Annotated in this window: 24 protein-coding genes; 11 read left to right on the top strand and 13 right to left on the bottom strand. The window is 73.7% G+C overall.

The genetic code is table 11. The features are described 5' to 3' along the window. Positions 1-10 precede the first annotated feature (10 nt). The 4 genes from BCAV_RS01510 to BCAV_RS01490 all read left to right on the top strand — a co-directional run bounded on the left by BCAV_RS01510 (position 11) and on the right by BCAV_RS01490 (position 3,706). Positions 11-1,009 (top strand): winged helix-turn-helix transcriptional regulator, encoded by a 999-nt coding sequence (locus tag BCAV_RS01510; protein ID WP_012725345.1) that lies wholly within the window; start codon positions 11-13, stop codon positions 1,007-1,009. A 59-nt stretch (positions 1,010-1,068) separates the two neighbouring features. Then, positions 1,069-1,455, top strand: a complete 387-nt coding sequence (locus BCAV_RS01505) for a VOC family protein (protein ID WP_012725344.1) — start codon at positions 1,069-1,071, stop codon at positions 1,453-1,455. Between the two features lie 1,351 nt (positions 1,456-2,806). Beyond that, entirely contained in the window at positions 2,807-3,181 is a 375-nt protein-coding gene (locus BCAV_RS01495) for an STAS domain-containing protein (RefSeq protein WP_012725343.1), read from the top strand. A gap of 153 nt (positions 3,182-3,334) precedes the next feature. Continuing rightward, on the top strand, positions 3,335-3,706 hold the full coding sequence (locus BCAV_RS01490; RefSeq protein ID WP_012725342.1) for an SHOCT domain-containing protein: 372 nt from the start codon (positions 3,335-3,337) through the stop codon (positions 3,704-3,706). Positions 3,707-3,787: 81 nt separating this feature from the next. Here the strand turns inward: BCAV_RS01490 and BCAV_RS01485 are convergent, their stop codons facing one another. After that, on the bottom strand, positions 3,788-4,384 hold the full coding sequence (locus BCAV_RS01485) for a response regulator transcription factor (protein WP_012725341.1): 597 nt from the start codon (positions 4,382-4,384) through the stop codon (positions 3,788-3,790). Next, positions 4,384-5,631 (bottom strand): sensor histidine kinase, encoded by a 1,248-nt coding sequence (locus BCAV_RS01480; protein WP_245528917.1) that lies wholly within the window; start codon positions 5,629-5,631, stop codon positions 4,384-4,386. The genes BCAV_RS01485 and BCAV_RS01480 overlap by 1 nt, the downstream gene beginning before the upstream one ends. 169 nt (positions 5,632-5,800) lie before the next feature. Between BCAV_RS01480 and BCAV_RS01475 the strand changes: the two genes are divergently transcribed. Both BCAV_RS01475 and BCAV_RS01470 read left to right on the top strand, forming a co-directional pair. After that, on the top strand, positions 5,801-6,229 hold the full coding sequence (locus BCAV_RS01475) for a DUF6069 family protein (RefSeq protein ID WP_012725339.1): 429 nt from the start codon (positions 5,801-5,803) through the stop codon (positions 6,227-6,229). A 75-nt stretch (positions 6,230-6,304) separates the two neighbouring features. Next, positions 6,305-7,450: an alpha/beta hydrolase gene (locus tag BCAV_RS01470; RefSeq protein WP_012725338.1), complete on the top strand. Its 1,146-nt coding sequence runs from the start codon at positions 6,305-6,307 to the stop codon at positions 7,448-7,450. Here BCAV_RS01470 and pgi read toward each other — a convergent pair. The 3 genes from pgi to BCAV_RS01455 form a co-directional block, all read right to left on the bottom strand. Continuing rightward, positions 7,404-9,116 carry a glucose-6-phosphate isomerase gene (gene pgi, locus BCAV_RS01465; RefSeq protein ID WP_012725337.1) on the bottom strand — a complete coding sequence of 571 codons (1,713 nt, stop codon included), beginning with the start codon at positions 9,114-9,116 and terminating at the stop codon, positions 7,404-7,406. The genes BCAV_RS01470 and pgi overlap by 47 nt on opposite strands. Before the next feature lie 28 nt (positions 9,117-9,144). After that, the gene (locus BCAV_RS23110; RefSeq protein ID WP_012725336.1) at positions 9,145-9,993 is read right to left on the bottom strand and encodes a peptidoglycan-binding domain-containing protein; all 849 of its coding nucleotides are present in this window, start codon (positions 9,991-9,993) and stop codon (positions 9,145-9,147) included. A gap of 120 nt (positions 9,994-10,113) precedes the next feature. Next, entirely contained in the window at positions 10,114-10,740 is a 627-nt protein-coding gene (locus BCAV_RS01455) for a GNAT family N-acetyltransferase (RefSeq protein WP_012725335.1), read from the bottom strand. A gap of 352 nt (positions 10,741-11,092) precedes the next feature. Between BCAV_RS01455 and BCAV_RS01450 the strand changes: the two genes are divergently transcribed. From BCAV_RS01450 to BCAV_RS01435, 4 genes are read left to right on the top strand one after another with little or no spacing between them, the layout of a single operon-like run. Beyond that, positions 11,093-12,058, top strand: a complete 966-nt coding sequence (locus BCAV_RS01450) for an ABC transporter ATP-binding protein (protein WP_043347953.1) — start codon at positions 11,093-11,095, stop codon at positions 12,056-12,058. Further along, a complete protein-coding gene (locus BCAV_RS01445; protein ID WP_012725333.1) occupies positions 12,055-12,852 on the top strand; it encodes an ABC transporter permease in 798 nt (265 codons plus the stop codon). Before BCAV_RS01450 ends, BCAV_RS01445 begins: the two co-directional genes overlap by 4 nt. Positions 12,853-12,901: 49 nt before the next feature. Continuing rightward, entirely contained in the window at positions 12,902-14,035 is a 1,134-nt protein-coding gene (locus BCAV_RS01440) for a sensor histidine kinase (RefSeq protein ID WP_144016672.1), read from the top strand. Then, on the top strand, positions 14,032-14,643 hold the full coding sequence (locus tag BCAV_RS01435) for a response regulator transcription factor (protein ID WP_012725331.1): 612 nt from the start codon (positions 14,032-14,034) through the stop codon (positions 14,641-14,643). Before BCAV_RS01440 ends, BCAV_RS01435 begins: the two co-directional genes overlap by 4 nt. A gap of 11 nt (positions 14,644-14,654) precedes the next feature. On the opposite strand, the gene BCAV_RS01430 is transcribed toward BCAV_RS01435, so the two are convergent. The 3 genes from BCAV_RS01430 to BCAV_RS01420 all read right to left on the bottom strand — a co-directional run bounded on the left by BCAV_RS01430 (position 14,655) and on the right by BCAV_RS01420 (position 16,921). Continuing rightward, positions 14,655-15,533 (bottom strand): RNA polymerase sigma-70 factor, encoded by an 879-nt coding sequence (locus tag BCAV_RS01430; RefSeq protein WP_012725330.1) that lies wholly within the window; start codon positions 15,531-15,533, stop codon positions 14,655-14,657. Positions 15,534-15,537: 4 nt separating this feature from the next. Next, positions 15,538-16,158, bottom strand: coding sequence for a carboxymuconolactone decarboxylase family protein (locus BCAV_RS01425; RefSeq protein ID WP_012725329.1), 621 nt, complete (start codon positions 16,156-16,158; stop codon positions 15,538-15,540). A 127-nt stretch (positions 16,159-16,285) separates the two neighbouring features. Continuing rightward, on the bottom strand, positions 16,286-16,921 hold the full coding sequence (locus BCAV_RS01420) for a TetR/AcrR family transcriptional regulator (RefSeq protein ID WP_012725328.1): 636 nt from the start codon (positions 16,919-16,921) through the stop codon (positions 16,286-16,288). Between the two features lie 113 nt (positions 16,922-17,034). Between BCAV_RS01420 and BCAV_RS01415 the strand changes: the two genes are divergently transcribed. After that, complete coding sequence (locus BCAV_RS01415; protein ID WP_012725327.1) at positions 17,035-17,736, top strand: DUF899 domain-containing protein; 702 nt, start codon at positions 17,035-17,037, stop codon at positions 17,734-17,736. Between the two features lie 6 nt (positions 17,737-17,742). On the opposite strand, the gene BCAV_RS01410 is transcribed toward BCAV_RS01415, so the two are convergent. The 5 genes from BCAV_RS01410 to BCAV_RS01390 form a co-directional block, all read right to left on the bottom strand. Further along, on the bottom strand, positions 17,743-18,228 hold the full coding sequence (locus tag BCAV_RS01410; protein ID WP_012725326.1) for a cupin domain-containing protein: 486 nt from the start codon (positions 18,226-18,228) through the stop codon (positions 17,743-17,745). Further along, positions 18,225-19,265, bottom strand: a complete 1,041-nt coding sequence (locus BCAV_RS01405) for a LacI family DNA-binding transcriptional regulator (RefSeq protein WP_012725325.1) — start codon at positions 19,263-19,265, stop codon at positions 18,225-18,227. Before BCAV_RS01405 ends, BCAV_RS01410 begins: the two co-directional genes overlap by 4 nt. Before the next feature lie 106 nt (positions 19,266-19,371). After that, a complete protein-coding gene (locus tag BCAV_RS01400; protein ID WP_012725324.1) occupies positions 19,372-20,334 on the bottom strand; it encodes a ribokinase in 963 nt (320 codons plus the stop codon). Beyond that, the gene (locus BCAV_RS01395) at positions 20,331-21,209 is read right to left on the bottom strand and encodes a carbohydrate ABC transporter permease (RefSeq protein WP_012725323.1); all 879 of its coding nucleotides are present in this window, start codon (positions 21,207-21,209) and stop codon (positions 20,331-20,333) included. The genes BCAV_RS01400 and BCAV_RS01395 overlap by 4 nt, the downstream gene beginning before the upstream one ends. Beyond that, positions 21,206-22,174, bottom strand: coding sequence for a carbohydrate ABC transporter permease (locus tag BCAV_RS01390; RefSeq protein WP_012725322.1), 969 nt, complete (start codon positions 22,172-22,174; stop codon positions 21,206-21,208). Before BCAV_RS01390 ends, BCAV_RS01395 begins: the two co-directional genes overlap by 4 nt.

The raw sequence follows: 22,174 nt of genomic DNA, 5'->3' as shown, positions 1-22,174 counted from the left end.
AACTCGATCGATGATGGAAGACATCGCCGCTCTGCAGGACGTCGACCTCCGCATCACGGCGGCGCTCCTCGCCCATCCGCGTGCCCGCGTCGGAGCCATCGCGGCGGCTGCCGCCACCAGCGCGCCGACCGTGTCCCGACGTCTCGCGACGCTGCTGGACGACGACGTCGTCCGCGTCGTCGGCGTCGTCGACCAGCAACGCGCCGACGCCGGCTTCGCCGCGTTCCTGCGGCTGCGGTGCGTGCCGGGGGCGAGCGTCGACGTGGCCCAGGCCCTGGCCCGCTGGCCGGAGTCCGGGTACGTCGCGCTCATCGGCGGCGACCTCGACTGCGCGGCCCAGCTGCACGTCCGCTCGACCCGCCACCTGCTGGAGATCACGGGAGGGCGCCTCAAGGCGCTGCCGGGCGTCGTCGGCAGCTCGACGCTGAAGATCATCCGCCGGTTCTCGACGCCGCACGGCTGGACCGGCGGCCTGGTCCCGGACCGCGCGCTCGCCACGCTGCGGGCCGACCGCATGGACCACTGGTCGGAGGAGCGCCCGCACACGCGGCACGACCTCGACGAGCTGGACCGGGGCGTGGTCGCGGCGCTCGCCGAGGACGGCCGGATGAGCTGGCGCGAGCTCGCCGAGCGGCTCGGCGTGCAGCCGGCCACGGCGAGCCGGCGCGCGGAGGCGTTGATGAGCAAGGGGTTGCTCCGCCTGCGCGCCGTGGTCCAGCCCGCGCGCATCGGCCAGCCCGTGATCGCCTTCATCTGGCTCCGCGTGGCGCCCTCCCGGCTGGAGGCGGCCGGCCGCGCGCTCGCCGCGCACCCGAACGTGCTCAACATCGCCGCCACCACCGGCCAGCCGAACCTGTGCGGCGAGGTCGCCGTCGGCGGTGACGAGGAGCTCTACACGTTCCTCACCGACGACGTCGGCAGCCTGCCCGGGGTGATGGCGGTCGACGTCTCCGACGGGCTGGACGTCATCAAGCGGGCCTCGCTCGTGTTCGACGAGCGCGCGGCCTGAGGCGCCCGGTCGGCGCAATTCGCTGGCCTGTGGGGCTCGGACGGAGGATCGTCGGCCCCATGGTCAGCCGCATCTCGCACACCACACTGGACGCCCAGGACCCGTACACGCTGTCGCTCTTCTGGTCGGCGGTGCTCGGGTACGCCGAGGATCCCGACGACCCGAACATGCCCGAGCACGAGGAGAACATGATCTTCTCGCCCGATCGCAGCCACCGGGTCCTGTTCATCCGGGTGCCGGAGGCGAAGAGCGGCAAGAACCGGATGCACTTCGACCTCATCCCGACGGACCGCACCCGCGACGAGGAGATCGAGCGCGTGCGGGGCCTCGGCGCCACCGACGTGCACGACCTGCGTGAGCCCGACGGCGGATGGCTGGTCATGGCCGACCCCGAGGGCAACGAGTTCTGCATCCTGCGCGGGGACATCGAGCGCGCCGAGGCCTAGGGTCGCGCGGCCGCGCCGACGCCGTCAGGTCATCCGATCGTCGCGCCCTCGCCGCGGACGTGGTGCCGTCGCGACGGTCAGCGGACCGAGGGGTTCCAGCACGCGCTCGACGGCCGCGCGGCCGGCTTCGAACGACCCGACCGCGTACGAGCGAGGCGGGATCGCCATCCGCACCCGCCTCGACGTCGTCACCGCAGACCCCCCGCGCACCGTGTGACCCGGGCCGCGCGGCGGCGCCGAGCGCGCCATTGCCAGCGCGCGCGGCGGAGCGGCCGCCGGACCACGCAGCGTGTTGCCGCGGCCGCCCCCCTCGACCGCGCCCACACCCGCGCTGAGTCGCCCGGAAACGCGGCCCACGGCGCGCCCACCCGGCACAACCGCGGCCCACGACGCGCCCACCCGGCACAACATCCTGCGCGGCGACGCCGAGCGCGCCATTGCCGGCGCCCCCCTCGACCACCCCCACACCCGCGCTGAACCGTCCGGAAACGCGGCCCACGGCGCGCTCACCGGGCACAACCGCGGCCCACGGCGCGCTCACCCGGCACAACCGCGACCCACGGCGCGCCCACCCGGCACAACCGCGGCCCACGGCGCGCTCACCGGGCATAACCGCGGCCCCCACGGCGCGCTCGAGGCCCATGCCGCAGCTACTCCCTGAGCGCGGACGGCGGCCCGGCCATCCGCACCCGCCTCGACGGCGTGGCAGCAGGCCCCGCGCCGAGCGCGCCGCTGCCGGCGCCGCCCTCGACCGCGCCCACACCCGCGCTGAACCGCCCGGAAACGCGGCCCACGGCGCGCTCACCCGGCACAACCGCGACCCACGGCGCGCTCACCCGGCACAACCGCGACCCACGGCGCGCCCACCCGGCACAACCGCGGCCCACGGCGCGCTCACCCGGCACCACATCCTGCGCGGCGACGCCGAGCGCGCCGCGGCCTGGCGCGCCCCACGACCACGCCCACACCCGCGCTCAGTCGTCCGGAAACGCGGCCCACGGCGCGCTCACCCGGCACAACCGCGGCCCACGGCGCGCTCACCGGACACAACCGCGGGCCGCGGCGCGCTTGAGGCCCATGCCGCAGCCGCTCCCTGAGCGCGACCGGCTTGCCCGACCATCCGCACCCGCCTCGACGGCGTGGCAGCAGGCCCCGCGCGCCGAGGGCTGAGCGGCGGGCCGCGCGGCCGCACCCGCGCTGACGCCGTCAGGTCATCCGATCGTCACGTCCTCGTCGCGCACACTTCCGCCGGGCGGCGGAACACCTCGCCGGACCCGCGCGTTGGACACGCTGTACGCTCGCCGGTCCGACGTCACCCGACGCACCGGGCACCGCCTCTCGCAGGAGCACGATGACCATCTCCGACCTCGCCCACGGCGGGATCACGCACACCCGGAACGGCGGAGGAGTCGTCATCCGGATCTGGGGCGAGGTGGATGCCGCGCTCCGCGACGACGCGAGTGCCGCCATGGCGGCGGTCCTCGCCGATCCGGGACCGGTCGTCATCGACGCACGCGACGTCACGTTCATCGACTCGACCGGGCTCGCCTTCATCCTGCAGCTGCACAAGCACGGTTCGGAGGAGAGCCGCGAGGTGGTGCTCCGCGACCCGGCGCCCCGGCTCACGGAGCTGCTCGAGCTGGCCGCCGTCGGCGATCTCGTCCGGGTCGAACGCACGCCGGTCCCACCGACCGAGCAGACGTCTCAGTCGCTCTCCTCGCGCTGAGCCCGCACCTCACCCGTGGCGGGTGATCTCGCGGAATGACGCCGTTTCGGCGTGACCGGGGCAGGCCGCTGTCGCTAGGGTCGTCCCGACGAGCGTCGCGGGACCCCGATGGACGCCAACTCCTCGAAAGGACGTGCTGGCGTGGACGACTTCATGGACTTCTTCTGGTTGCTGATCTATGCGTTCCTGCTCTTCGCCTACCTGATGGTCCTGTTCCAGATCATCGGCGACCTGTTCCGCGACTCGAAGCTCTCCGGTTGGTGGAAGGCGGTCTGGATCTTCTTCCTCATCATCCTGCCGTTCCTGACGGCGCTGGTGTACCTCATCGCGCGTGGGCGCGGCATGGGAGAGCGCCAGGTCGCCGCGATCCAGCAGGCGAAGACCGACACCGATCGCTACATCCAGTCCGTGGCGACGCAGACCTCGCCGGCGGAGCAGATCGGGCACGCCAAGTCGCTCCTGGACGCCGGCACGATCACGCAGGCGGAGTTCGACACGCTCAAGGCGAAGGCGCTCGCGTCCTGACGCCACGCTGATCGACACGAAGGCCCGGGCGCGCGCCCGGGCCTTCGTCATGTCCGGGGCGGCCTCACGCCCGGGCGCTCGTCACGACGGCGGCTCCTCAGCGGCCTCGTGGACGAGCAGCGCCACCTGCGTCCGGTTCTCCACGCCGAGCTTGGCGAGCACGCTCGACACGTACGCCTTGACGGTCGGCACGCTCAGGTGGAGCCTCGCCCCGACATCCGCGTTGCTCGCCCCGCGCCCGATCTCGAGCGCCACCTCCCGCCCGCGCGCGGTGAGACGCCCGAGGGCCGCTCTCGCGGTGCTCCGGGCGGCACCGGCGTCGGCGGCGCTCGTCATCAGCCGGCGCGCCACCTGCGGCGACAGCACGGGCTCGCCCAGGGCCGCCGCGCGCACCGCCTCCGCGATCCGGGCCGGCGGGGCGTCCTTGAGCAGGTAGCCGACGGCCCCGGCGTGCAGCGCTCCCTCGACCTCCTCGCGGGTGTCGAACGTGGTGAGGACGACGACGGCGGGCGCGTCACGCCGTCGTCGCACCTCACGGGTGGCGGCGATGCCGTCGACGCGCGGCATGCGCAGATCCATGAGCACGACGTCGAGGGGGTGAGCGTCGAGCACGGCCGGCAGCGCCGCGCCGTCGTCCGCCTCGGCGACCACGACGATGCCGTCGGCGCCGTCGAGCATCAGTCGCAGCGCTGCTCGGACGAGGGCGTCGTCGTCGACGATCGCGACCCTGATGCTCGTTCCCACCCGCCCCACGGTAGCCAGGCGACGACGGCGAAGCCGGGTCCGTCCGGGCGCGGACCGACGTCGAGGGTTCCGCCGAGCAGCTCGACCCGCTCCGCGAGCCCGACGAGTCCCGTGCCGGAGCCGTCCGACGCGCCCGCGGCAGGGGCGGTGGCGCCGTCGTCGACCACCGCCACGCGCATCCCGTCCGGCTCCCGCGCGATCGTCACCGACACGGCCGCGTCGGGTGCGTGGCGACGCGCGTTCGTCAGGCCCTCCTGCACCACGCGGTAGGCGGCGAGCGCGAGCGCGGGCGGCGCCTCCACGCCGTCCAGGGTCCCGCCGTCGTCGTACCGCACCGCGCCACCGGCCGCGCGCGCCTCGGCGACCAGCTGGCCCAGGTCCGCCAACCCCGGCGCAGGTCGGAGCTCGTCCGGCCCCGCGCGCAGCAGGCGCAGGATCCCCCGCAGGTCATCGAGCGCGCCGCTCACGGCGTCGCGCACCCGCGCCGCCGCGGCCGCCGCCTGCTCCGGCGGCGCGTCCGGGCGGTACTCGAGCGCCCCGGCCGTGGCGGCGATGAGGGTGAGCCGGTGGGCCAGCGTGTCGTGCATCTCGCGGGCGATCCGGGTGCGCTCGTCGTGGCGGGCGCGTTCGACGCGTTCCGCCTGGTCCCGCTCCGCACGCCGGGCCCGCTCACGGAGCGAGAGGAGGAGCTCGGCGCGCGCCTTCCAGTACGCGCCCCATCCGAGCAGTGCCGCGAACACGGCGGCAGCGCAGAGCAGCCACCACCCGTACGGCAGGGGGATCGGCCGCCACAGGCCCTGCACCGCGTGCGCGGCGAAGCCGACGACGGCGACCGGCAGCGCCGTCCGGACCGAGCGCGAACGCGCGATCGCGAGCACAGCGACGGTCGAGGCCGGCGTGGCGGTCGGCCCGAGCACCGCCAGGGCGGCCAGGGCGTACGCCACGGGCAGCTGGCGCCGGGTCCAGAGGAACGGGACGAGCGCCAGCGCGGCGAGAGCGACGACAACGTCGAGCCCGCCACCGAGCGGGAGCACGCCGGTGGCGTCGAAGGCACCCGCCACGGTCAGCGCGGTCAGGACAACCACGCCCGCCCACGACAGCACGAGCGCCCGGCGACGGCGCCGCAGCGGGGACCGGGCGGCGTCGTGCGCGGAGGGTGCGGTACGGAGTTCGGTGGTCACGGACCGTGACGCTATGAGGTCGGCGACGCCAGCACTACCGACCGAAGTCGGGGGCCTCCCCTGCCGAGGTCCCGCGCGGAACCGACCGCCGGCCGCTGTGCCGCGCGAGCCCGCGAACGAGGGTGGTCGCCGACGGCGGCACCCGGCCACCGTCGGAAGGAGCATCCTGATGTCTCGCACCACTCCTGAGGTCTCTGCCGGCCCGACGGCGGAGCTCGCCTCCGCGGCGCCGGCCCGACGCCTGCCCCGCTGGATCGTCCCGTTCGCCGCGGCCGCGGCAGGCGCCGCCGTCTGGCTCGTCGGAGCAGCGGCAGGCGTCGGACCCGTCGTCGTCGACGGGACGGAGGTCGGCGTCGTCGCGGTCGTCGTCGCCGGACTCGTCGCAGGACTCCTCGGCTGGGGCGTCCGGGCGCTGGTCGGGCGGATCGCGCGGCGCCGCGGACGCACCGGCCAGGTCGGCTGGCTGGTGACCTGCGCCGTCGTCCTCCTGCTCTCGTTGTCTGGACCGCTCGGCGCCGAGGGCGGAGCGGCCGTCACGGTGCTGGTCGCCGAGCACGTCGTCGTCGGCGCCGTGATCGCCCTCGGCCTGCGCCGATGACCCCGACCGTCCGTCGGAGGTCGGTGGGCGCCGGGCCTGCCGGCCTCCCCCAGCCCGCACCCTGGAGGGGAAGCCATGACTGACATCCCGTTCGGCTACCTGTTCGGCACCGCCCTCGTGGCGCTGGCGACGGCGTTCGCGCTCTGGCCGGTGCGCCGGCCGCGGCCCCTGTCGACGATCAGCTACTTCCTCGGTCTGGCCCTGGCCGAGCTGCCGGTGTTCGCGTTGGTCCTGCTCACGGCGTCGTCGGTGCTCGCCGTGTCCGAGGGCGACGTCGCCGGCCCGGGCGGGCAGGTCGTGCTCGCGCTCGCGCTGCTCACGAGCGTGGGCCTCGCCGTCGTCCTCGCCCGCGCCCTCCCGGCGACGGCGGTGCTCACCGCGGCCCTGCAGCACGACCTCGGCGTCGCGCCGGGCGCGGCACGGACACCACGCCGGGTTCCCACGTGGCTCCGAGCGCTCCAGGGACCGGTGGTGGTGCGCCCGCGCAACGTCACGCGCGTCGCGAACATTGCGTACGGGCCGGCGGGCCGGCGGCAGCAGCTCGACGTGCTGCACCGCCGCGACGTGCCCCAGGGCGCGCCCGTGCTCGTGTACTGGCACGGCGGCGGGTACTACTCGGGCTCCAAGAACCGGGAGGCCCGGCCGCTCCTGCACCGGTTGGCCCAGCGAGGCTGGGTCTGCGTCAGCGCGAACTACCGCCTGCGCCCGCAGGCCGGCTTCGCCGAGCACCTCGCCGACGCGAAGTCGGCGATCGCCTGGGCGCACGCTCACGCGGCGGAGTTCGGCGGTGACCCGTCGACACTCGTGGTCGCCGGGTCGTCAGCGGGCGCGCACCTGGCGTCGATCTGTGCTCTCACGCCTGACACGTCCGTGTCGGCCGCCGTCTGCCTGTACGGGTGGTACGACTCCTACTACGGCACGGGCCCCGCCGACGCGCCGGCTTCGTCCCCGTTCGCGTACGTCAACCCGGACGCGCCGCCGTTCTTCCTCACGCACGGCGACCACGACACGTACGCGCCGGTGGAGACCGCTCGCGGGTTCGTCCGGGAGCTCCGCGACGCGTCCCGGCAGCCTGTGGTCTACGCCGAGCTGCCCGGCGCGCACCATGCGTTCGACGTCTTCCACTCGATCCGGTCCGAAGCCGTCACGGACGCCGTCGAGACGTTCCTGGACGTCACGCTTCGGGATCGGGACCGCGGTGTGCGCGGGAGTACGCGATGAGCGCGGCGGTGGAGGGGTCCTGCGCGGCGAGCGCGGCGGCGTCGCCCGTCAGCGCGGGCGCGATCTGCAGCGCGAGCGTCTTGCCGAGCTCTACGCCCCACTGGTCGAAGCTGTCGATGCCCCACACGGCGCCCTGCACGAACGTGATGTGCTCGTAGAGCGCGATGAGCTGGCCGAGCACCGACGGCGTCAGCAGCGGCGCCATGATCGACGTCGTCGGGCGGTTGCCGGCGAACGTGCGGGCGGGCACGAGGTGCTCCGGAGTCCCCTCGGCGCGGACCTCGTCCGGGGTCTTGCCGAACGCGAGCGCCTTGGTCTGCGCGAGGAAGTTCGCGAGGAGCAGGGAGTGGACGTCGGCGTCGTGGTTCGCGCCGTCGCGGAGCGGGTCGTTCGGCGTCGCGAACGCGATGAAGTCCGCCGGGACGATCCGTGTGCCCTGGTGGAGGAGCTGGTAGAACGCGTGCTGCCCGTTCGTGCCGGGCTCGCCCCAGAAGACCTCGCCGGTCTGCGTCGTCACGGGCGAGCCGTCCCAGCGCACCGACTTGCCGTTCGACTCCATCGTGAGCTGCTGCAGGTACGCGGGGAACCGGTGCAGGTACTGCGAGTACGGCAGGACGGCGTGCGTGTGGGCGCCGACGACGTTGACGTACCAGACGTTGAGCAACCCCATGAGGACCGGCACGTTGCGCTCGATCGGCGTGGTCCGCACGTGCTCGTCGACGGCGTGGAAGCCGGCGAGGAGCTGGGCGAACGCGTCGGGACCGATCGCGATGGCGAGCGAGGTCCCGATCGTCGAGTCCACCGAGTAGCGCCCGCCCACCCAGTCCCAGAACCCGAACGCGTTCGCCGGGTCGATGCCGAACGCGGCGACCTTGTCGAGCGCCGTCGAGACGGCGACGAAGTGGTGGGCGACCGCCGCGGCACGGGACGTGGCGTCGTCGACGTCGCCCGCGGCCTCGAGCCGCGCCCAGAGCCACGCGCGTGCGAGACGCGCGTTCGTGAGCGTCTCGAGCGTCGTGAACGTCTTGGACGCGACGACGAACAGCGTGGTGGCCGGGTCGAGGTCGCGGGTCGCGCGGGCGATGTCGGTCGGGTCGATGTTCGAGACGAACCTGACCTCGACGCCCTCCTGCACGTACGGCTTGAGCGCCTCGTACGCCATGACGGGGCCGAGGTCGGACCCGCCGATGCCGATGTTGACGACGGTGCGGACGCGCTCGCCCGTGAGGCCGCGCCAGGTGCCGCTGCGGACCTTCTCCGCGAAGGCGTACATCTTGGCCAGCTCAGCCTGTACGTCGTCGTCGACGTGCTGGCCGTCGACCACGAGCGGCGGCTCCGCTCCTGCGGGGCGGCGCAACGCGGTGTGCAGGACGGCGCGGTCCTCGGTCGTGTTGACGTGCTCGCCGGCGAACATGGCGGCCAGGCGCTCCGGCACGTTCGTCTCGCGTGCGAGCTGGACGAGGAGGTCGAGCGTCGCGGGCGTGACGGTGTTCTTCGACAGGTCGACGTGCAGGTCCGCGAGGCGGTGGCTCATCCGCTCGGCGCGCTTCGGGTCGGCGGCGAACCAGGCGCGCAGGTCGACGTCGAGCGCGTCGTGGTGGGCGAGCAGGTCGGCCCACGCTGGTGTGGACGTCGGGTCGATCGGGGCGGCGGCGTCGAAGGTCACAGCGCAACCGTATGCCGGTCGCGGCTCGCTACGCGAGGTCGAGCGCCGCGAGCGTGAGCGGACCCGCCACGCCGTCGATCTGCGCTGCGGCCGGATACGCGCCGCCGCGGTTGCGCGTCTGCCACTCGCGGAGGCGGCGCTCCGTGAGGTCGCCGAAGACGCCGTCCGCCACCAGCGCGGGCAGGTCGGACCTCCACCGGTTGAGGGCCTGTTGCAGGGCCTTGACCCGCGGACCGCGGTCCCCGTTCTTGAGACCGGCCGCTCCCTGGGCGACGACGACCTTCGGCGGTCGTCCCCCGCCCACGATGCGGTACCCGTTGAGGTCCTCGGTCCACCCGTAGGGCGCCATGCGCCAACGCGCGGTGAGGTCGGCGATCCGGACGTTCCCGATGCCCGACGCCGTGACCGACGTCGAGCGGCACACGCCCCCGCCGAGGGAGATCGCCACGTGGTCGTACGGTGCGTTCTTGCCGGCCGTGATGTTCCAGAACACGGCGGTGCCGGCGGGCGCGTCGGTGCCCGAGCCCGGATGCCGCACGCGGGCGGCCACCCAGGCGTCGTGCGCCGAGCGGTGCCGCGCGGGGACGCCGAAGCACAGCCGCACGAACTGCAGGCACAGCCCGCGGTACCCGTCGCCGGCGAGCGTCAGGGACTTCTGGATCGCCGCGGAGCCGGTGCGCTCCGCGCGCGGGAGTCCGCCGGGGCGTCCCGGCAGGAGACCCTGGTCACCGTCCCCCGGCGGGTCGACCGGGATCACCGTGGGGTCGTCCGGGTCTGGCGCGTCCGGGTCCTGGATCTCGGACTCGGCCGGACCCTCGGTGGTGACGTCCTCGATGACCACGGTGCCGACGTCGTCGTCCATCACGAGCTCGTCCATCGGTCGTGCTCCCCTCCCGCGGTGCAGCACCGCGACCGAACCATCGTCCGCCGGCTCGTGCTCCACGGGAATGGCGCGCGAGGGTGAACGCGGGGGTGAAGTCGCCGGGTGAGGCCGCGCTCAGAAGTCGATGCGGACGACGGCGCGGCGCTGCGTCGGGCGCCCGACCTCGCGGAAGCCGGCCGCGAGGAACGTGCTCAGCGTGCCGACGTGCAGCTCCTCGTCGATGGCGCGCGTCGTCGTCATCGGGTAGCCCTCGAGGGCGCGGGCGCCGCGGGAGGCGGCGAACTCGACGGCGGCGGCCACGAGGGCTCGGCTCACGCCCCGCCGTCGGAACCCCGCGCGCGCGAACACGCACGTCACGGCCCACACGGTGTCGTCGGCCTTGCTCTCGTCGCGGCCCGTCCACGGCACGCGGTTGTTGCGCACCAGGCCCTCGTACGCGGTCCGCGGCTCGACGGCGCACCAGCCGACCGCCTCCTCGCCCAGGTAGGCCACGAGCCCGCTCGTCGACGGTGCGTCGGGGAACCCGCACTCGGTCTGCTCGCGGAGCCGGTGGGCGCGCTCCTCGGCCGGGAACCCGCCGAAGGACTCCAGGCGGTGCAGCTTGTACCGCTGGCACTGGCAGCGGGAGGCGGGGCCGCGGATCCCGAGGACGGCCTGCAGGTCCTCCCAGGCCGCCTCGTTGGCCGGGACGACGGCGTACTCAGCATCCGCCGTCGCGGTCACCTTCGCCGTCGCGGACATCGCCTCACCGCCTCGCTGCCGTGCCGGACCCGCCGGGCGCGTAGTGCCCGACGCGGCTGATCGTACGCGGGCACCGCGTGCAACCGGCGGCGCGATTGGCCGCGACGGTCGTCGCCGCCGGGTACGGCGGCGGGGCTCCCGACACATCGTCGCCGCGGTCTCGTCGATGGCCGCGACCAGGCCGTGGGTCGCGGTGCCGGCCGTCAGCAGGCGATGAGTCGCGCCGGAGGCGCAACGAACGAGAGAAATCGCCTGGTGGGGCTCCGGGTGAGCGCCCGGATGACGGATGTCATGGCCGGCCGGTGACACCCGACGGGGGGACGGCGCCCCGGACGCGAGCACCGTGGACACCATGAACACCAGCACCCTGCGAACCCCCGCGCTCCGGCTGAGCGCCCTGCGCAAGGACTTCATCGCACCCGGCGGCACCGTGCGCGCCGTCGACGGCCTCACGCTCGAGGTCATGCCCGGCGAGATCGTCGCGTTCCTCGGCCCCAACGGCGCCGGCAAGACCACCACGATCGACATGGTGCTCGGACTCAGCGAGCCGACGTCCGGTGAGGTCGCCGTCTTCGGCCAGAGCCCGGCCGCCGCGATCTCGGCCGGCCGCGTCGCCGCCGTCATGCAGACCGGCGGTCTGCTGAGCGACATCACGGTCGCGGAGACGGTCGAACTCACCGCCGCCCTGTTCGGGTCCGACGCCCACCCGCAGCCCTACCTTGCCCGTGCCGGGATCGCCGACCTCGCCGACCGCCGCGTCGGGAAGTGCTCCGGCGGCCAGCAGCAACGCCTGCGCTTCGCGATGGCCCTGGTCTCCGAGCCGGACCTGCTGCTCCTCGACGAACCGACGACCGGCATGGATGTCGAGGGCCGCCGCGACTTCTGGGCCGCGATCCGGCAGGACGCCGCCCAGGGACGCACTGTCGTGTTCGCCACGCACTACCTCGAGGAGGCCGACGCGTACGCGGACCGCATCGTGCTCGTCAGCCACGGCAGGATCGTCGCCGACGGCAGCGCCGCCGAGATCAAGAACCTCGCCTCGGGCCGCACGGTCAGCGCGCGCCTCGAGGACCGCGAGCGTGGCCCCGTCGCGGATCGCCTGCGCGGGCTCGACGGCGTCGCGTCGGTCGAGGAGCGCGGGTCGCGCCTGCTGGTGCGCACCTCCGACTCCGATGCTGCCGCACGCCTCTTGCTCACCACCACGCGGGCGCGCGAGCTCGAGATCTCCGCCGACAGCCTCGAGGACGCGTTCGTCGCCCTCACGTCCGACACCGCCTCCCGGACACGGACCGCAGCGACCGAGGGAGCCCTCCGATGACGACCACGATCCCCACCGCACCCGACCTCCAGACCCGGCGGCCGCCGTCGTACGTTCCTCGCGGGATGAGCAGCACGTACCTGCGCCTGGAGCTGCGCCGACGTGTGCGCAACGTGCGCACGATGATCTTCTCGCTGCTCATGCCACCGGTGTTCTTCTTGATGTTCGGCACGTCGCAGGCGTACCGCGACGAGCCGGCAGGGAACGGGAACGTCACCGCGTACGTCCTCGTGTCGATGGCGCTCTACGGGGCGCTGCTCAGCGCGACCTCCGGCGGGGCAGGCGTGTCGGTGGAGCGCGCCCAGGGCTGGACGCGTCAGCTCCGGCTCACCCCGCTGCGACCGTGGGCGTACGTCGCCACGAAGCTGCTCGCCGCGATGGCGCTCGGCGCGCTGAGCGTGGTGGTGACTCTGCTCGTCGGGTCGTTCGTGGGTGCCGAGATGCCGCTGGGCGTCTGGATCGCGAGCGGACTCATCGCGTGGGCCGGCTCCTTCGTGTTCGCGGCATTCGGCCTGTTCATGGGATACCTGCTGCCGTCGGAGAACGTGATGCAGATCCTCGGCCCGGGCATCGCGCTGCTCGCGTTCGCCGGCGGGCTGTTCGTGCCGCTCGGCGACGGCTGGTTCGCGGACGTCGCGAAGCTCATGCCGACGTACGGCCTGGCCGAGCTGACGCGGGCGCCGCTCACCGGCGAGGGATTCACCCTCACGTCCGTGCTCAACGTCGTCGTCTGGGCGGCACTGTTCTCCCTCGGCGCCGCGTGGCGGTTCCGGAAGGACACGGCCCGGGTATGACGACGACGTGCCCTCCTGGGATGCCCGCGGCGATGGCTACCGTGAGTCCGTGAGTGCGACGGACCCGCTGATGAGTCACGCCGGGCGCAGCCGCGCCTGGCGGTTCCTCGGCCCGCTGCTCGCGATCGTGTGGGTCGCGTTCCTCGCCGAGCCACTCAGCGCGGCCCTCGCCGCCGACGACCTGTGGGTCCGCGTCGTCTCTGTGGTCGGCGTCGTCGGCGTCGGGATCACGTTCGCGTTCTCGATGCTGTTCGTGCGCAGAGAGCAACAGTCGCCGAGCATGATCGTCCTGCTCGTCGCGCTCGAGCTGTTCTTCACAGCGATCTCGTGCCTCGGGGCGCACGAGCACGGGCTCGTCGGCCTCGTGTACGTCAGCGCGACTGTGCACGTCCTCACCCGCTCCCCGCGCGCGTTCGTGACGACGATCCTGTGCGCGGCGGCCGCTTTCGTGCTGCCGCGGGTCATCCCCGGCTGGGACCCGGCAGACGGGACCGTCGCCGCCGTCGTCCTGGCCAGCCTCGCCACGTTCGGTTTCACCCAGCTGATCCGCCGCAACCGCCAGCTCCTCGCCGCCCAGCGGGAGATCGCCGAGCTCGCGGCGGCGCGGGAACGTGCCCGCCTCGCGCGCGACGTGCACGACCTCGTCGGCCACTCGCTCACCGTCGTCGCCGTCAAGGCGGAGCTGGCCAGGCGGCTCGTGTCCCGGGACCCGGACGCCGCAACCGGAGAGCTCGCCGACATCCACGAGCTCGCCCGCTCCGCGCTCGCCGACGTCCGCTCCATGGTCCAGGCCACGCGCGGTGTCACGCTCCCCGGGGAGCTCGTGGCGGCACGGCAGGCGCTCGACGCTGCCGGGATCGAGGCGCAGCTACCCGGCGCGGTCGACGTCGTCCCGGATCCTCTGCGCGAACCGTTCGCGTGGGTGGTGCGCGAGGGCGTGACGAACGTGCTGCGGCACGCCGGGGCGTCCCGCGTGGTCGTCACCCTGGCCGCTGACCGACTCGTGGTGGAGGACGACGGACGCGGCCCCGGGCCAGACAGTGGCGCCGCGGGCGCGCCCGCCCCTGGGCAGGGCATCGCCGGGCTCACGGAACGCCTGCGCGCCGTGGGCGCCACCCTGGAGACCGGCACGTCGAGCCTGGGCGGGTTCCGGCTCGCGGCGCGTGCCGGCGGTGCGGCATGAGCACGATCCGGCTGCTCCTGGCGGACGACCAGGCGCTCGTGCGCGGCGCGCTCGCCGCGCTGCTCGACCTGGAGCCGGACCTGGACGTCGTCGCCCAGGTGGGTCGCGGCGACGAGGTCCTGGCCGCTGCGCGCGCGGCCAGGTGTGACGTCGCGCTGCTCGACGTCGAGATGCCGGGCGAGGACGGGATCGCGGCGGCGGCCTCACTCGCCGCCGGGTACCCCCGATGCCGGTCGCTCATCGTGACGACGTTCGGGCGGCCCGGCTACCTGCGGCGGGCGCTCGACGCCGGGGCGAGCGGCTTCGTGGTCAAGGACACGCCCGCCGACCAGCTCGCCGACGCCGTGCGGCGCGTGCACGCGGGGCTGCGCGTGATCGACCCGGACCTGGCCGTCGCGTCGCTGACCGTCGGCGACAGTCCGCTCACGGAGCGAGAGCGTGACGTGCTGCTCGCCGCGGCAAGCGGGGGCACCGTCGCCGACGTCGCGCGCGCCACGCACCTGTCCGAGGGGACGGTGCGCAACTACCTGTCGTCGGCCATCGGGAAGACCGGCGCACGCACGCGGGCCGAGGCCGCCAGGCTGGCCCAGGAGCACGGCTGGCTCTGACGGGCGGCCGCTCAGCGGGCGAGCGCCTCCTCGACGTCGAGCCGGGCCAGCTTGTGGGGGTTGCTGACGCCGAAGATCTGGGTGATCCGGCCGTCGGCGATCGTGACGCTGAGGGCAACCGTGACTTCTCCCTCGACGTCGAACCGCACCCCCGGCGCGCCGTTGAGCCACAGCCGGGTCACCGTGAGTCGCTCGGGGCTCACCGACCCGAGCCCACGGAGCAGCGCGGTCGCCAACCGTCGTGCACCCGCCACCGGACGGCGCGCGGCGCCGCGGATGAGGCCGCCGCCGTCGGCGACTGCCACGACGTCGGGCGCGAGCACGTCCATGAGGCCCTGCAGGTCACCGGTCCTGGCGGCGGTGAGGAACCGGGCGAGGACCCGCTCCTGCTCCGCTCGGTCGACCTCGATCCGTGGGCGCCGCGCGGCGACGTGTCCCCGCGCACGTCGGGCGATCTGCCGTGTCGTGGCCGGCGTCCTGCCGACGGCCTCGCCGATCTCGTCGTACGGCACGTCGAAGACCTCACGCAGCACGAAGACGGCGCGCTCCGTCGGGCCGAGCGTCTCGAGGACGGTGAGCATCGCGATCGACACGCTCTCCGCGAGCTCCACGTCGTCGGCGACGTCGGGGCTGGTCAGCAGGGGCTCCGGCAGCCACTCGCCGACGTAGTCCTCACGCCGACGTGCGAGGGTACGCATCCGGTTCAACGCCTGCCGGGTGACGACCCGAACCAGGTACGACCGCGGGTTGCGCACCTCTCCGTGCTCGACGTCGGCCCATCGGAGCCAGGTCTCCTGCACCACGTCCTCGGCGTCGGCGGCCGAGCCGAGCATCTCGTAGGCGACGGTGAACAGCAGGCTGCGATGGGTGACGAACGGGTCGTCGCTCATCCCCTCACCCTGCCACCGGGTGCGCGGTGACGTTCGGCTGCCCAGCCGGGTCGGTCGCGGGCCGGGACGCGAGCGGTGGCAGCCCGCAGGACGCTGCGAACTCCTGCGAGCGGATCCCCAGAGCGATGTTGGACCGGGCCGTGGCGTTCATCAGCCCGACCTTGGTGGTGAGCTCGATCAGCCCGGCGGGCCCGAGGTCGTCGAGCAGGGCCGCGGACATCTCGTCGGTGACCGCCACCGGGATCTGGCACATCGCCTCCGCGTACTCCATGACCCGCCGCTCGGTGGGGGTGAAGACGTCGGAGCTGCGCCAGCGGGGCACCTCGCGGGCCTTCGCCTCGTCGAGGTGCTTGTGGCGCGTCATGAAGTAGTGGTAGTCCAGGCAGGCACTGCACCCGACCTCCGCGGCGGCGGCCATGCTGGCGTACACCGAGAGGTTCTCGTCGAGCCTGCCCCACTTCTCGGACTTGCGGCCGAGACCCATGAGGTCCTTGAACACCGCGGGGTGGTGCCACATCACCCCGGCAGACTCCGGTACCTCTCCCATCATGCGGCGGCCCATCGTCTTCACGAGCCACCCGAGCGGGCCCGTGATCTCGGTCGGGGGGACGCGGGTGGTGCTCATCGTCATGTCTCCTTCGGTGCCGGTCGTGACATGAAGACACCGCCCGGCTCCCCGGCGTGACATCCGGGCCGACGGTCACCGCGGAGGCCGGGTCGAGCAGGGACGTCGTCGTCGCGCCGCGCCTCTGCTACGCGAGGACGCCGGCGACGATCGCGTCGACGGTCTGCTCCGCTGCACGGCGCTGCTCGTGCACGGGCATCGCTCGCAGGGGCCCCTGCAGGACAAGCAGCGCAAAGCCGTGGACCGCCGACCAGCACGGCCACTCGGCGCCCGCGCGTCGGCCGGGTGCGAGCTCGCCGGACGCGACCAGGCCGTCGAGCGCCGTCACGAGGCGGGCGAGCGGCGGCGGCAGCAGCTCCGGCCCCGGCTCCTCGACGAGGTGCCACGGGTCTCGTGGAGGCGTGTCCGCGAACGCGACCTCGAACCACCCGGGCTCCTCGAGGGCGTAGTCGATGTAGCCGAGCCCGACGGCGCGCAGCGCCGCCCGCTCGGGGCTGCCGCCGGGCCGCGCGGAGGCGAGCGCGTCCTCCAGCTCGGCGTCCATGCGGGCGGCGACGTCACCCTGGAGCCGGCGAGCAACCTCGCCGAGCAGGCTCTCCCGGTCCGCGAAGTGGCGGTACGCCGCGTTCGGGGAGACTCCCACCCGTCGGGCGAGGTCGCGCAGCGCGAGCCCGGCCACGCCGGCGGACCGGGTCGCGTCCAGCCCGGCCGCGAGCAGCGCCTCCCGCAGGTTGCCGTGGTGGTACGAGCTGCGCTCCGTCACTGCCCTGGTCCTCCTCGCCGGGTCCGCCCTTGACGACGGTCCCGCAATGTGTACGGTGTGAACATAGCGGATCCGGAGAGGCCACACCGAGATCCTGAGCGAAGGAGACCGCCATGACGTCCACCGCAGCACCTCGCACCGACCTGCCTGCCGTCGTCGAGCCGGACGACTGGCGCGCCGCCCTGGACGACCTGCGCGTCCGGGAGAAGGCCGCCACCCGCGAGCTCGACGCCATCGCCGCCCAGCGCCGTCGGCTCCCGATGGTCCGCCTGCCCGAGTACACGCTGGTCGGGGCGAACGGTCCCGTGCGCCTCGCCGACGTGTTCGAGGGACGCTCACAGTTGATCACCTACCACCACATGTGGAACCCGGGCGCCGAGTGGCAGTGCGGCGGCTGCACGGGCCTCACGTCGCAGTACACGCGGCTCGACTTCCTCGACGACTACGACGCCCGCTTCGTGATCGTCACCCAGGGCGCGATCGACGAGGCCCTCGCGTACCGGGAGAAGGTCGGCAACCGGATGGAGTGGTACTCGACGGCGGACAGCCCGTTCGGCGCCGATGTCGACGCCCCTCCCGGCGGCGGGTTCGCCGTCAACGTCTTCCTGCGCGACGGCGACGACGTGTACCGGACCTGGCACACGAACGGTCGCGGGACCGAGCAGCTCAGCCACACGTTCCCGCTCATCGACCTGCTGCCGTGGGGCCGCCAGGAGGAGTGGCAGGACTCGCCGGAGGGCTGGCCGCAGCGGGCCGCCTACGACGGCTGGCTGGACTCGCCGGACATCGCGCGGCTGTACGGCCCGAAGGGCTGACGCCGCTCAGCGCCCTCGATCGACGCCGAACCGGGCGCGGAGCCGCCCGACGACGGCGAGCAGTGGCAGGACCACTCCCGGCACGCCCGCGAGCCGCAGCACGTCGCGGAACTCGCGCGTGACGAGAGCGACAGCGGCGACACCGCCGCCGGCCCGGACGGCGGCGTCGAGGCTCGCGAGCCACTCCGCCGAGCGGCCTGGCGGCGCCGTCCGCCAGGTCGTGCGCGTCGGCTCCGGGCTCGCGTTCCACATCGTGTGGCGAGTGCCGGCGGGCACGTCGAACGACTCCCCCGCCCGGTAGGTCCGGGTGGTTCGCCCGAGCCTCGCGCTGAGCTCACCCTCGAGCACCTCGACGTGACCCGACTGCGTGGGGAAGAGGTGCACCGGCGGCGGCCTGGACCGCGGCGCGTACCGCACCTCGGCCTCCAGCGCCGTCGCCGAGCGCGACACGATGGTCGCGGCCGACGTCGGGCCGAGCAGGTACGTCGTCACCGCTCCCCGCAGCCGCAGCTGCGCCCTACCACGAGGTTCCCCCGCAGCACGGTGTGCGCGGGCGCCAGCTCGGGGTCGGCGATGTGGTCGAGCAGGTGCCCGACGGCGGCCCGCACCATGTCGACCACCGGCTGGCGCACGCTCGTCAGCGGCGGGCGGGAGAACCGCGCCGTCGCGGTGCCGTCCAGGGAGACGATCGCGACGTCGTCGGGCACCCGCAGCCCGAGCTCCGCGCACGCGACGATCGCGCCGAACGCCTGCACGTCCGACGCCACGAACAGGGCCGTCGGGCCGGACGCCCGGGCAGACCGACGGCGCGCCTCCGGGCCGAGGAGCGCGAGCGCCGCCTCCCGGCCTCCGGACTCGGAGAACTCCGCATGCTCCACGAGGGCGTCGGACGCGTCTGCCCCGATCCGCTCCTGCTGCGCGCGCCACCCGGCGATGCGCTCGGCGGAGAGCGCCACCGGCCACGGCCCGGCGATGCAGCCGATCACGCGATGTCCGTGCGCCTGCAGGTGCTCGACGGCGTACGTCGCGGCGTGCAGGTTGTCGACGTGCACGCTGGATGGGCCGCCGGCGACGCCGAGGTCGTCCACGCGGTCGATGACGACGGCGGGAACCGGGTCGGCGTGCAGCCTCTGCAACGAGGTCATCGCACGCGACGACGTGACGATGAGCCCGTCCACCCGGCGGTCGAGGAACGAGCGCAGGTAGAGCGTCTCGCGCGCGGGGTCGTCGTCGGTGATGCCGATCGAGAGCGTGTTGCCGCGCTGGAACAGCTCGAGCACGAGCGCCTCGGCCATCTCCGCGAAGAAGGGGTTCACCGGGCTCGGCGTCAGCAGCCCGATCGACCGCGTCATGCCGCCGCGCAGCGCCGACGCGATGGCGTTCGGCCGGTAGCCGAGCGCCTCGATCGCCGCCTCGACGCGCCGCCGTGCCTGGTCCGAGACCGGCCGCGGTCCGCCGTTGATGACGTAGGAGACGAGCGCGGGCGAGACCCCCGCCATCGCGGCGACGTCCGCCCGGGTCACCGCCACGGCACGCCACCCCCGCCGGCGCCGGCGCCGGCACCCTGACGCGCCTCTCGCGGCTCCACCGCCCGACCGTACCAACGACGTCGGGCGCGGCGGCCGCGAACGGCGCTCACGCCGTCCGCGCCTCCGCGTGGCGCAGGTCCGCCGCCATCGCGTACGACGACTGCGCCCCCTCGCGCGCCACGGAGTAGGTCCCGGCACGCACCCCCAGCTCCACCGCGTCCTCGAGGGCCGCGCCCTCGGACAGGCGCACGGCGAGCGCCCCGACGAACGCGTCGCCGGCGCCGGTGGTGTCGACCACCCGGTCCAGGGCGGGCGCCGGCACGTGGCCGGTGCCGTCGCCGTCCGCCCACACGGCACCGCGGGCGCCGAGCGTGATCACCACGGACCGTGCTCGGCCCAGCAGCTCTCCGGCGGCGGCATGCGCGTCGTCGAGCGTGCTCACGGGCAGCCCGGTCATCGCCGACGCCTCCGACTCGTTGACGACGAGCGGGTCGCACGCGGCGACGACGTCGGCGGCGAGCGCCACGAAAGGCGCCAGGTTGAGCACGACCCGGGCCCCGGCGTCGTCCGCCGCCGCGACGGCCCCCGCGATGATCCGCGGCTGCACCTCGGCCTGCAGGACGACGACGCCGCCGGCCGCGTCACGCCGCACCACCCGCGTCACGCGCGACTCCGTGAGCGCGAAGTTGGCGCCCGGGACCACGACGATCGAGTTCTCACCGGTGGTGTCGACGGCGACGATCGCCAGGCCGGTGTGCTCCCGCGTGATGATCTCGACGTCGGACGTGCCCACCCCCTCGGCGCGCAGCTCACGCAGGAGGAGCGCGCCGTCGTCGTCGTCCCCCACACACCCGACGAACCGCACGTCACCGCCGAGCCGCGCCGCGGCGACCGCCTGGTTCGCCCCCTTGCCCCCAGGGTTCTTGCGCATGCCGTGCGCGAGAACCGTCTCCCCGGGCGACGGCGACGCCTCGACCCGGAGCAGGTAGTCCTGGTTCGCGGAGCCGACCACCGTGATGGGCGCGGACGCGCTGCCGGCCCCCTGCGACTCGTCGTTCTGAGCGCTCACTTCTCCCCCGTCGCCAGCGAGAGTCCCCCGAAGGACCTCTGCAGGATGAACATCATCAGAGCAGGCACGAGCGAGAGCACGACGGCGCCCGCGAAGTTCTGCCCGTAGTCGAACGTGTGCTCCCCGAACGTGCGCGACAGCGCGACCGGCGCCACCTGCAGCCGCGACTCCGAGACCACGAGGAGTGGCCACAGGTACGCCGACCACTGCCCGAGGAAGATGAGCAGCGCCGAGTTGACGAGCGCCGACCCACCCAGGGGTGCGTAGACCGACCACAGCACCCGCGGCTCCGAGGCGCCGTCGATGGTGGCCGCCTCGCGGTACGACGTCGGCACCGCCAGGAAGTACTGCCGGAGGTTGAAGATCGCGAGGCCGTTGCCGATGCCCGGCAGCACGAGCCCCATGATCGTGTTCGTGAGCCCCCAGCTCGTGAACAGCTGCGACAGCGGGATGGCGATCGCCTCGAACGGCACCATGAAGCTGATGACGACGAACGCGAACACTGCCCCGCGCCCGGGGAAGTTGAGCACCGCGAGTGCGTAGGCGGCGAGCGCACACACCACGAGCCCGATCGCGACGGTGAGGAAGCACACGATGAAGCTCACCGCGAGGGCCCGCCCGAACGGGCCGGTGAACAGGCTCACGTAGTTGTCGAGACTCACGGAGCTCGGCACGAGGATCCGCCACGAGAGCGGCGACAGCGAGGAGAAGATCTCCTGGCTCGGCCGCACGGACCCGACGAGCAGCCACAGCGCCGGCAGGATGAACAGGGCGGCGACGGCGACGGCGATCACCGTCAGCGAGATGCTCCGGCGTTCGGAGCGTCCCCGCCGGGTGGGGCGGGCAGCGCGCGGCTGGGTGGTGACGGCGGTCATCGACGCCTCCTCGGCGCTCGGTCCTCACGGAGCAGCCGGAACTGCGCCGCCACGAACACGAGCATGATCAGGGTGAGGATCACGACCTCGGCCGCGCCGAGGTTCTTGCTGCCGTACGTGTACGTGGTGCGGTACGCGTTGAACATCTGCATCGTGGTCGAGTTCTGCGGCCCGCCGTTCGTGAGCATCTGGATCGGCACGAACAGCACGAAGTTCGCCACGGTGTCGGCCACGAGCACGAACAGCAGCGGCCGCTTGAGCAGCGGGATCGTGATCTGGAAGAACGTCCGGATCGGGCCCGCGCGGTCGAGCTTCGCCGCCTCGTAGTACTCCTCGGGGATGGTCTGCAGCCCGGAGATGAGGAACAGCATCCAGTAGCCGATGCCGATCCACGAGATGATGAGCATGATCGACGCGAGCGCCTGGTCGGGCGACGTCAGGAACGGCTGCGGGTTGCCGCCGAGCGCGCTGATGATCGCGTTCACGGGGCCTTCCGGGCGGAGCGCGATGCCCCACACGATGCTCGAGCCGACCATCGGCACGACGGCGGGGATGAAGATGAGCGTCCGCCACAGGCCCGGCGTCGCGATCCTCCGCGTCATGAGGACGGCGATGAGCAGCGCGATCGCGATCTGCAGCGGGTTGATGATGAGGTTGAAGACGATGGTCCGCACGACCGTCGCGCGGAAGGCGTCGTTCGCGAACAGGTCGGAGTAGTTCGCCAGGCCGCTGAAGACCGGTTCGAGGACGCCGCCCGGGAATCCCGAGTAGAGGCTCGAGACGATCGCCTCGACGCTGGGCGCGATGCGGAGCGTCGCGATGGCGAGGAGCGCCGGCGCGAGGAACACCGCTGCCCAGGTGAGCTCCTTGGTGCGGCGCCTGTTGCGGTACGCCCGGGCGGGCGGGGCGGCCCCCGCGCCGCGCGACGACGTCGCCGCGGCGCGGGGGCTCGACTGGACGGTCAT

This window comes from Beutenbergia cavernae DSM 12333, assembly GCF_000023105.1.
Lineage (GTDB): Bacteria > Actinomycetota > Actinomycetes > Actinomycetales > Beutenbergiaceae > Beutenbergia > Beutenbergia cavernae.
The sequence above is the reverse complement of the archived record's forward strand: the minus strand, read 5'-3'. Positions and strand labels throughout refer to the sequence as shown.

Coding starts and splice junctions, on each gene's coding strand:
- BCAV_RS01430 (WP_012725330.1), bottom strand. CDS start 15,533: ATGAGCGACGACCCGTTCGTCACCCATCGCAGCCTGCTGTTCACCGTC.
- BCAV_RS01390 (WP_012725322.1), bottom strand. CDS start 22,174: ATGACCGTCCAGTCGAGCCCCCGCGCCGCGGCGACGTCGTCGCGCGGC.
- BCAV_RS01455 (WP_012725335.1), bottom strand. CDS start 10,740: ATGTCCGCGACGGCGAAGGTGACCGCGACGGCGGATGCTGAGTACGCC.
- BCAV_RS01470 (WP_012725338.1), top strand. CDS start 6,305: ATGACTGACATCCCGTTCGGCTACCTGTTCGGCACCGCCCTCGTGGCG.
- BCAV_RS01485 (WP_012725341.1), bottom strand. CDS start 4,384: ATGCTCGACGGCGCCGACGGCATCGTCGTGGTCGCCGAGGCGGACGAC.
- BCAV_RS01415 (WP_012725327.1), top strand. CDS start 17,035: ATGACGTCCACCGCAGCACCTCGCACCGACCTGCCTGCCGTCGTCGAG.
- BCAV_RS01435 (WP_012725331.1), top strand. CDS start 14,032: ATGAGCACGATCCGGCTGCTCCTGGCGGACGACCAGGCGCTCGTGCGC.
- BCAV_RS01395 (WP_012725323.1), bottom strand. CDS start 21,209: ATGACCGCCGTCACCACCCAGCCGCGCGCTGCCCGCCCCACCCGGCGG.
- BCAV_RS23110 (WP_012725336.1), bottom strand. CDS start 9,993: ATGGACGAGCTCGTGATGGACGACGACGTCGGCACCGTGGTCATCGAG.
- BCAV_RS01445 (WP_012725333.1), top strand. CDS start 12,055: ATGACGACCACGATCCCCACCGCACCCGACCTCCAGACCCGGCGGCCG.
- BCAV_RS01425 (WP_012725329.1), bottom strand. CDS start 16,158: ATGAGCACCACCCGCGTCCCCCCGACCGAGATCACGGGCCCGCTCGGG.
- BCAV_RS01495 (WP_012725343.1), top strand. CDS start 2,807: ATGACCATCTCCGACCTCGCCCACGGCGGGATCACGCACACCCGGAAC.
- BCAV_RS01510 (WP_012725345.1), top strand. CDS start 11: ATGATGGAAGACATCGCCGCTCTGCAGGACGTCGACCTCCGCATCACG.
- BCAV_RS01490 (WP_012725342.1), top strand. CDS start 3,335: ATGGACTTCTTCTGGTTGCTGATCTATGCGTTCCTGCTCTTCGCCTAC.
- BCAV_RS01475 (WP_012725339.1), top strand. CDS start 5,801: ATGTCTCGCACCACTCCTGAGGTCTCTGCCGGCCCGACGGCGGAGCTC.
- BCAV_RS01505 (WP_012725344.1), top strand. CDS start 1,069: ATGGTCAGCCGCATCTCGCACACCACACTGGACGCCCAGGACCCGTAC.
- BCAV_RS01450 (WP_043347953.1), top strand. CDS start 11,093: ATGAACACCAGCACCCTGCGAACCCCCGCGCTCCGGCTGAGCGCCCTG.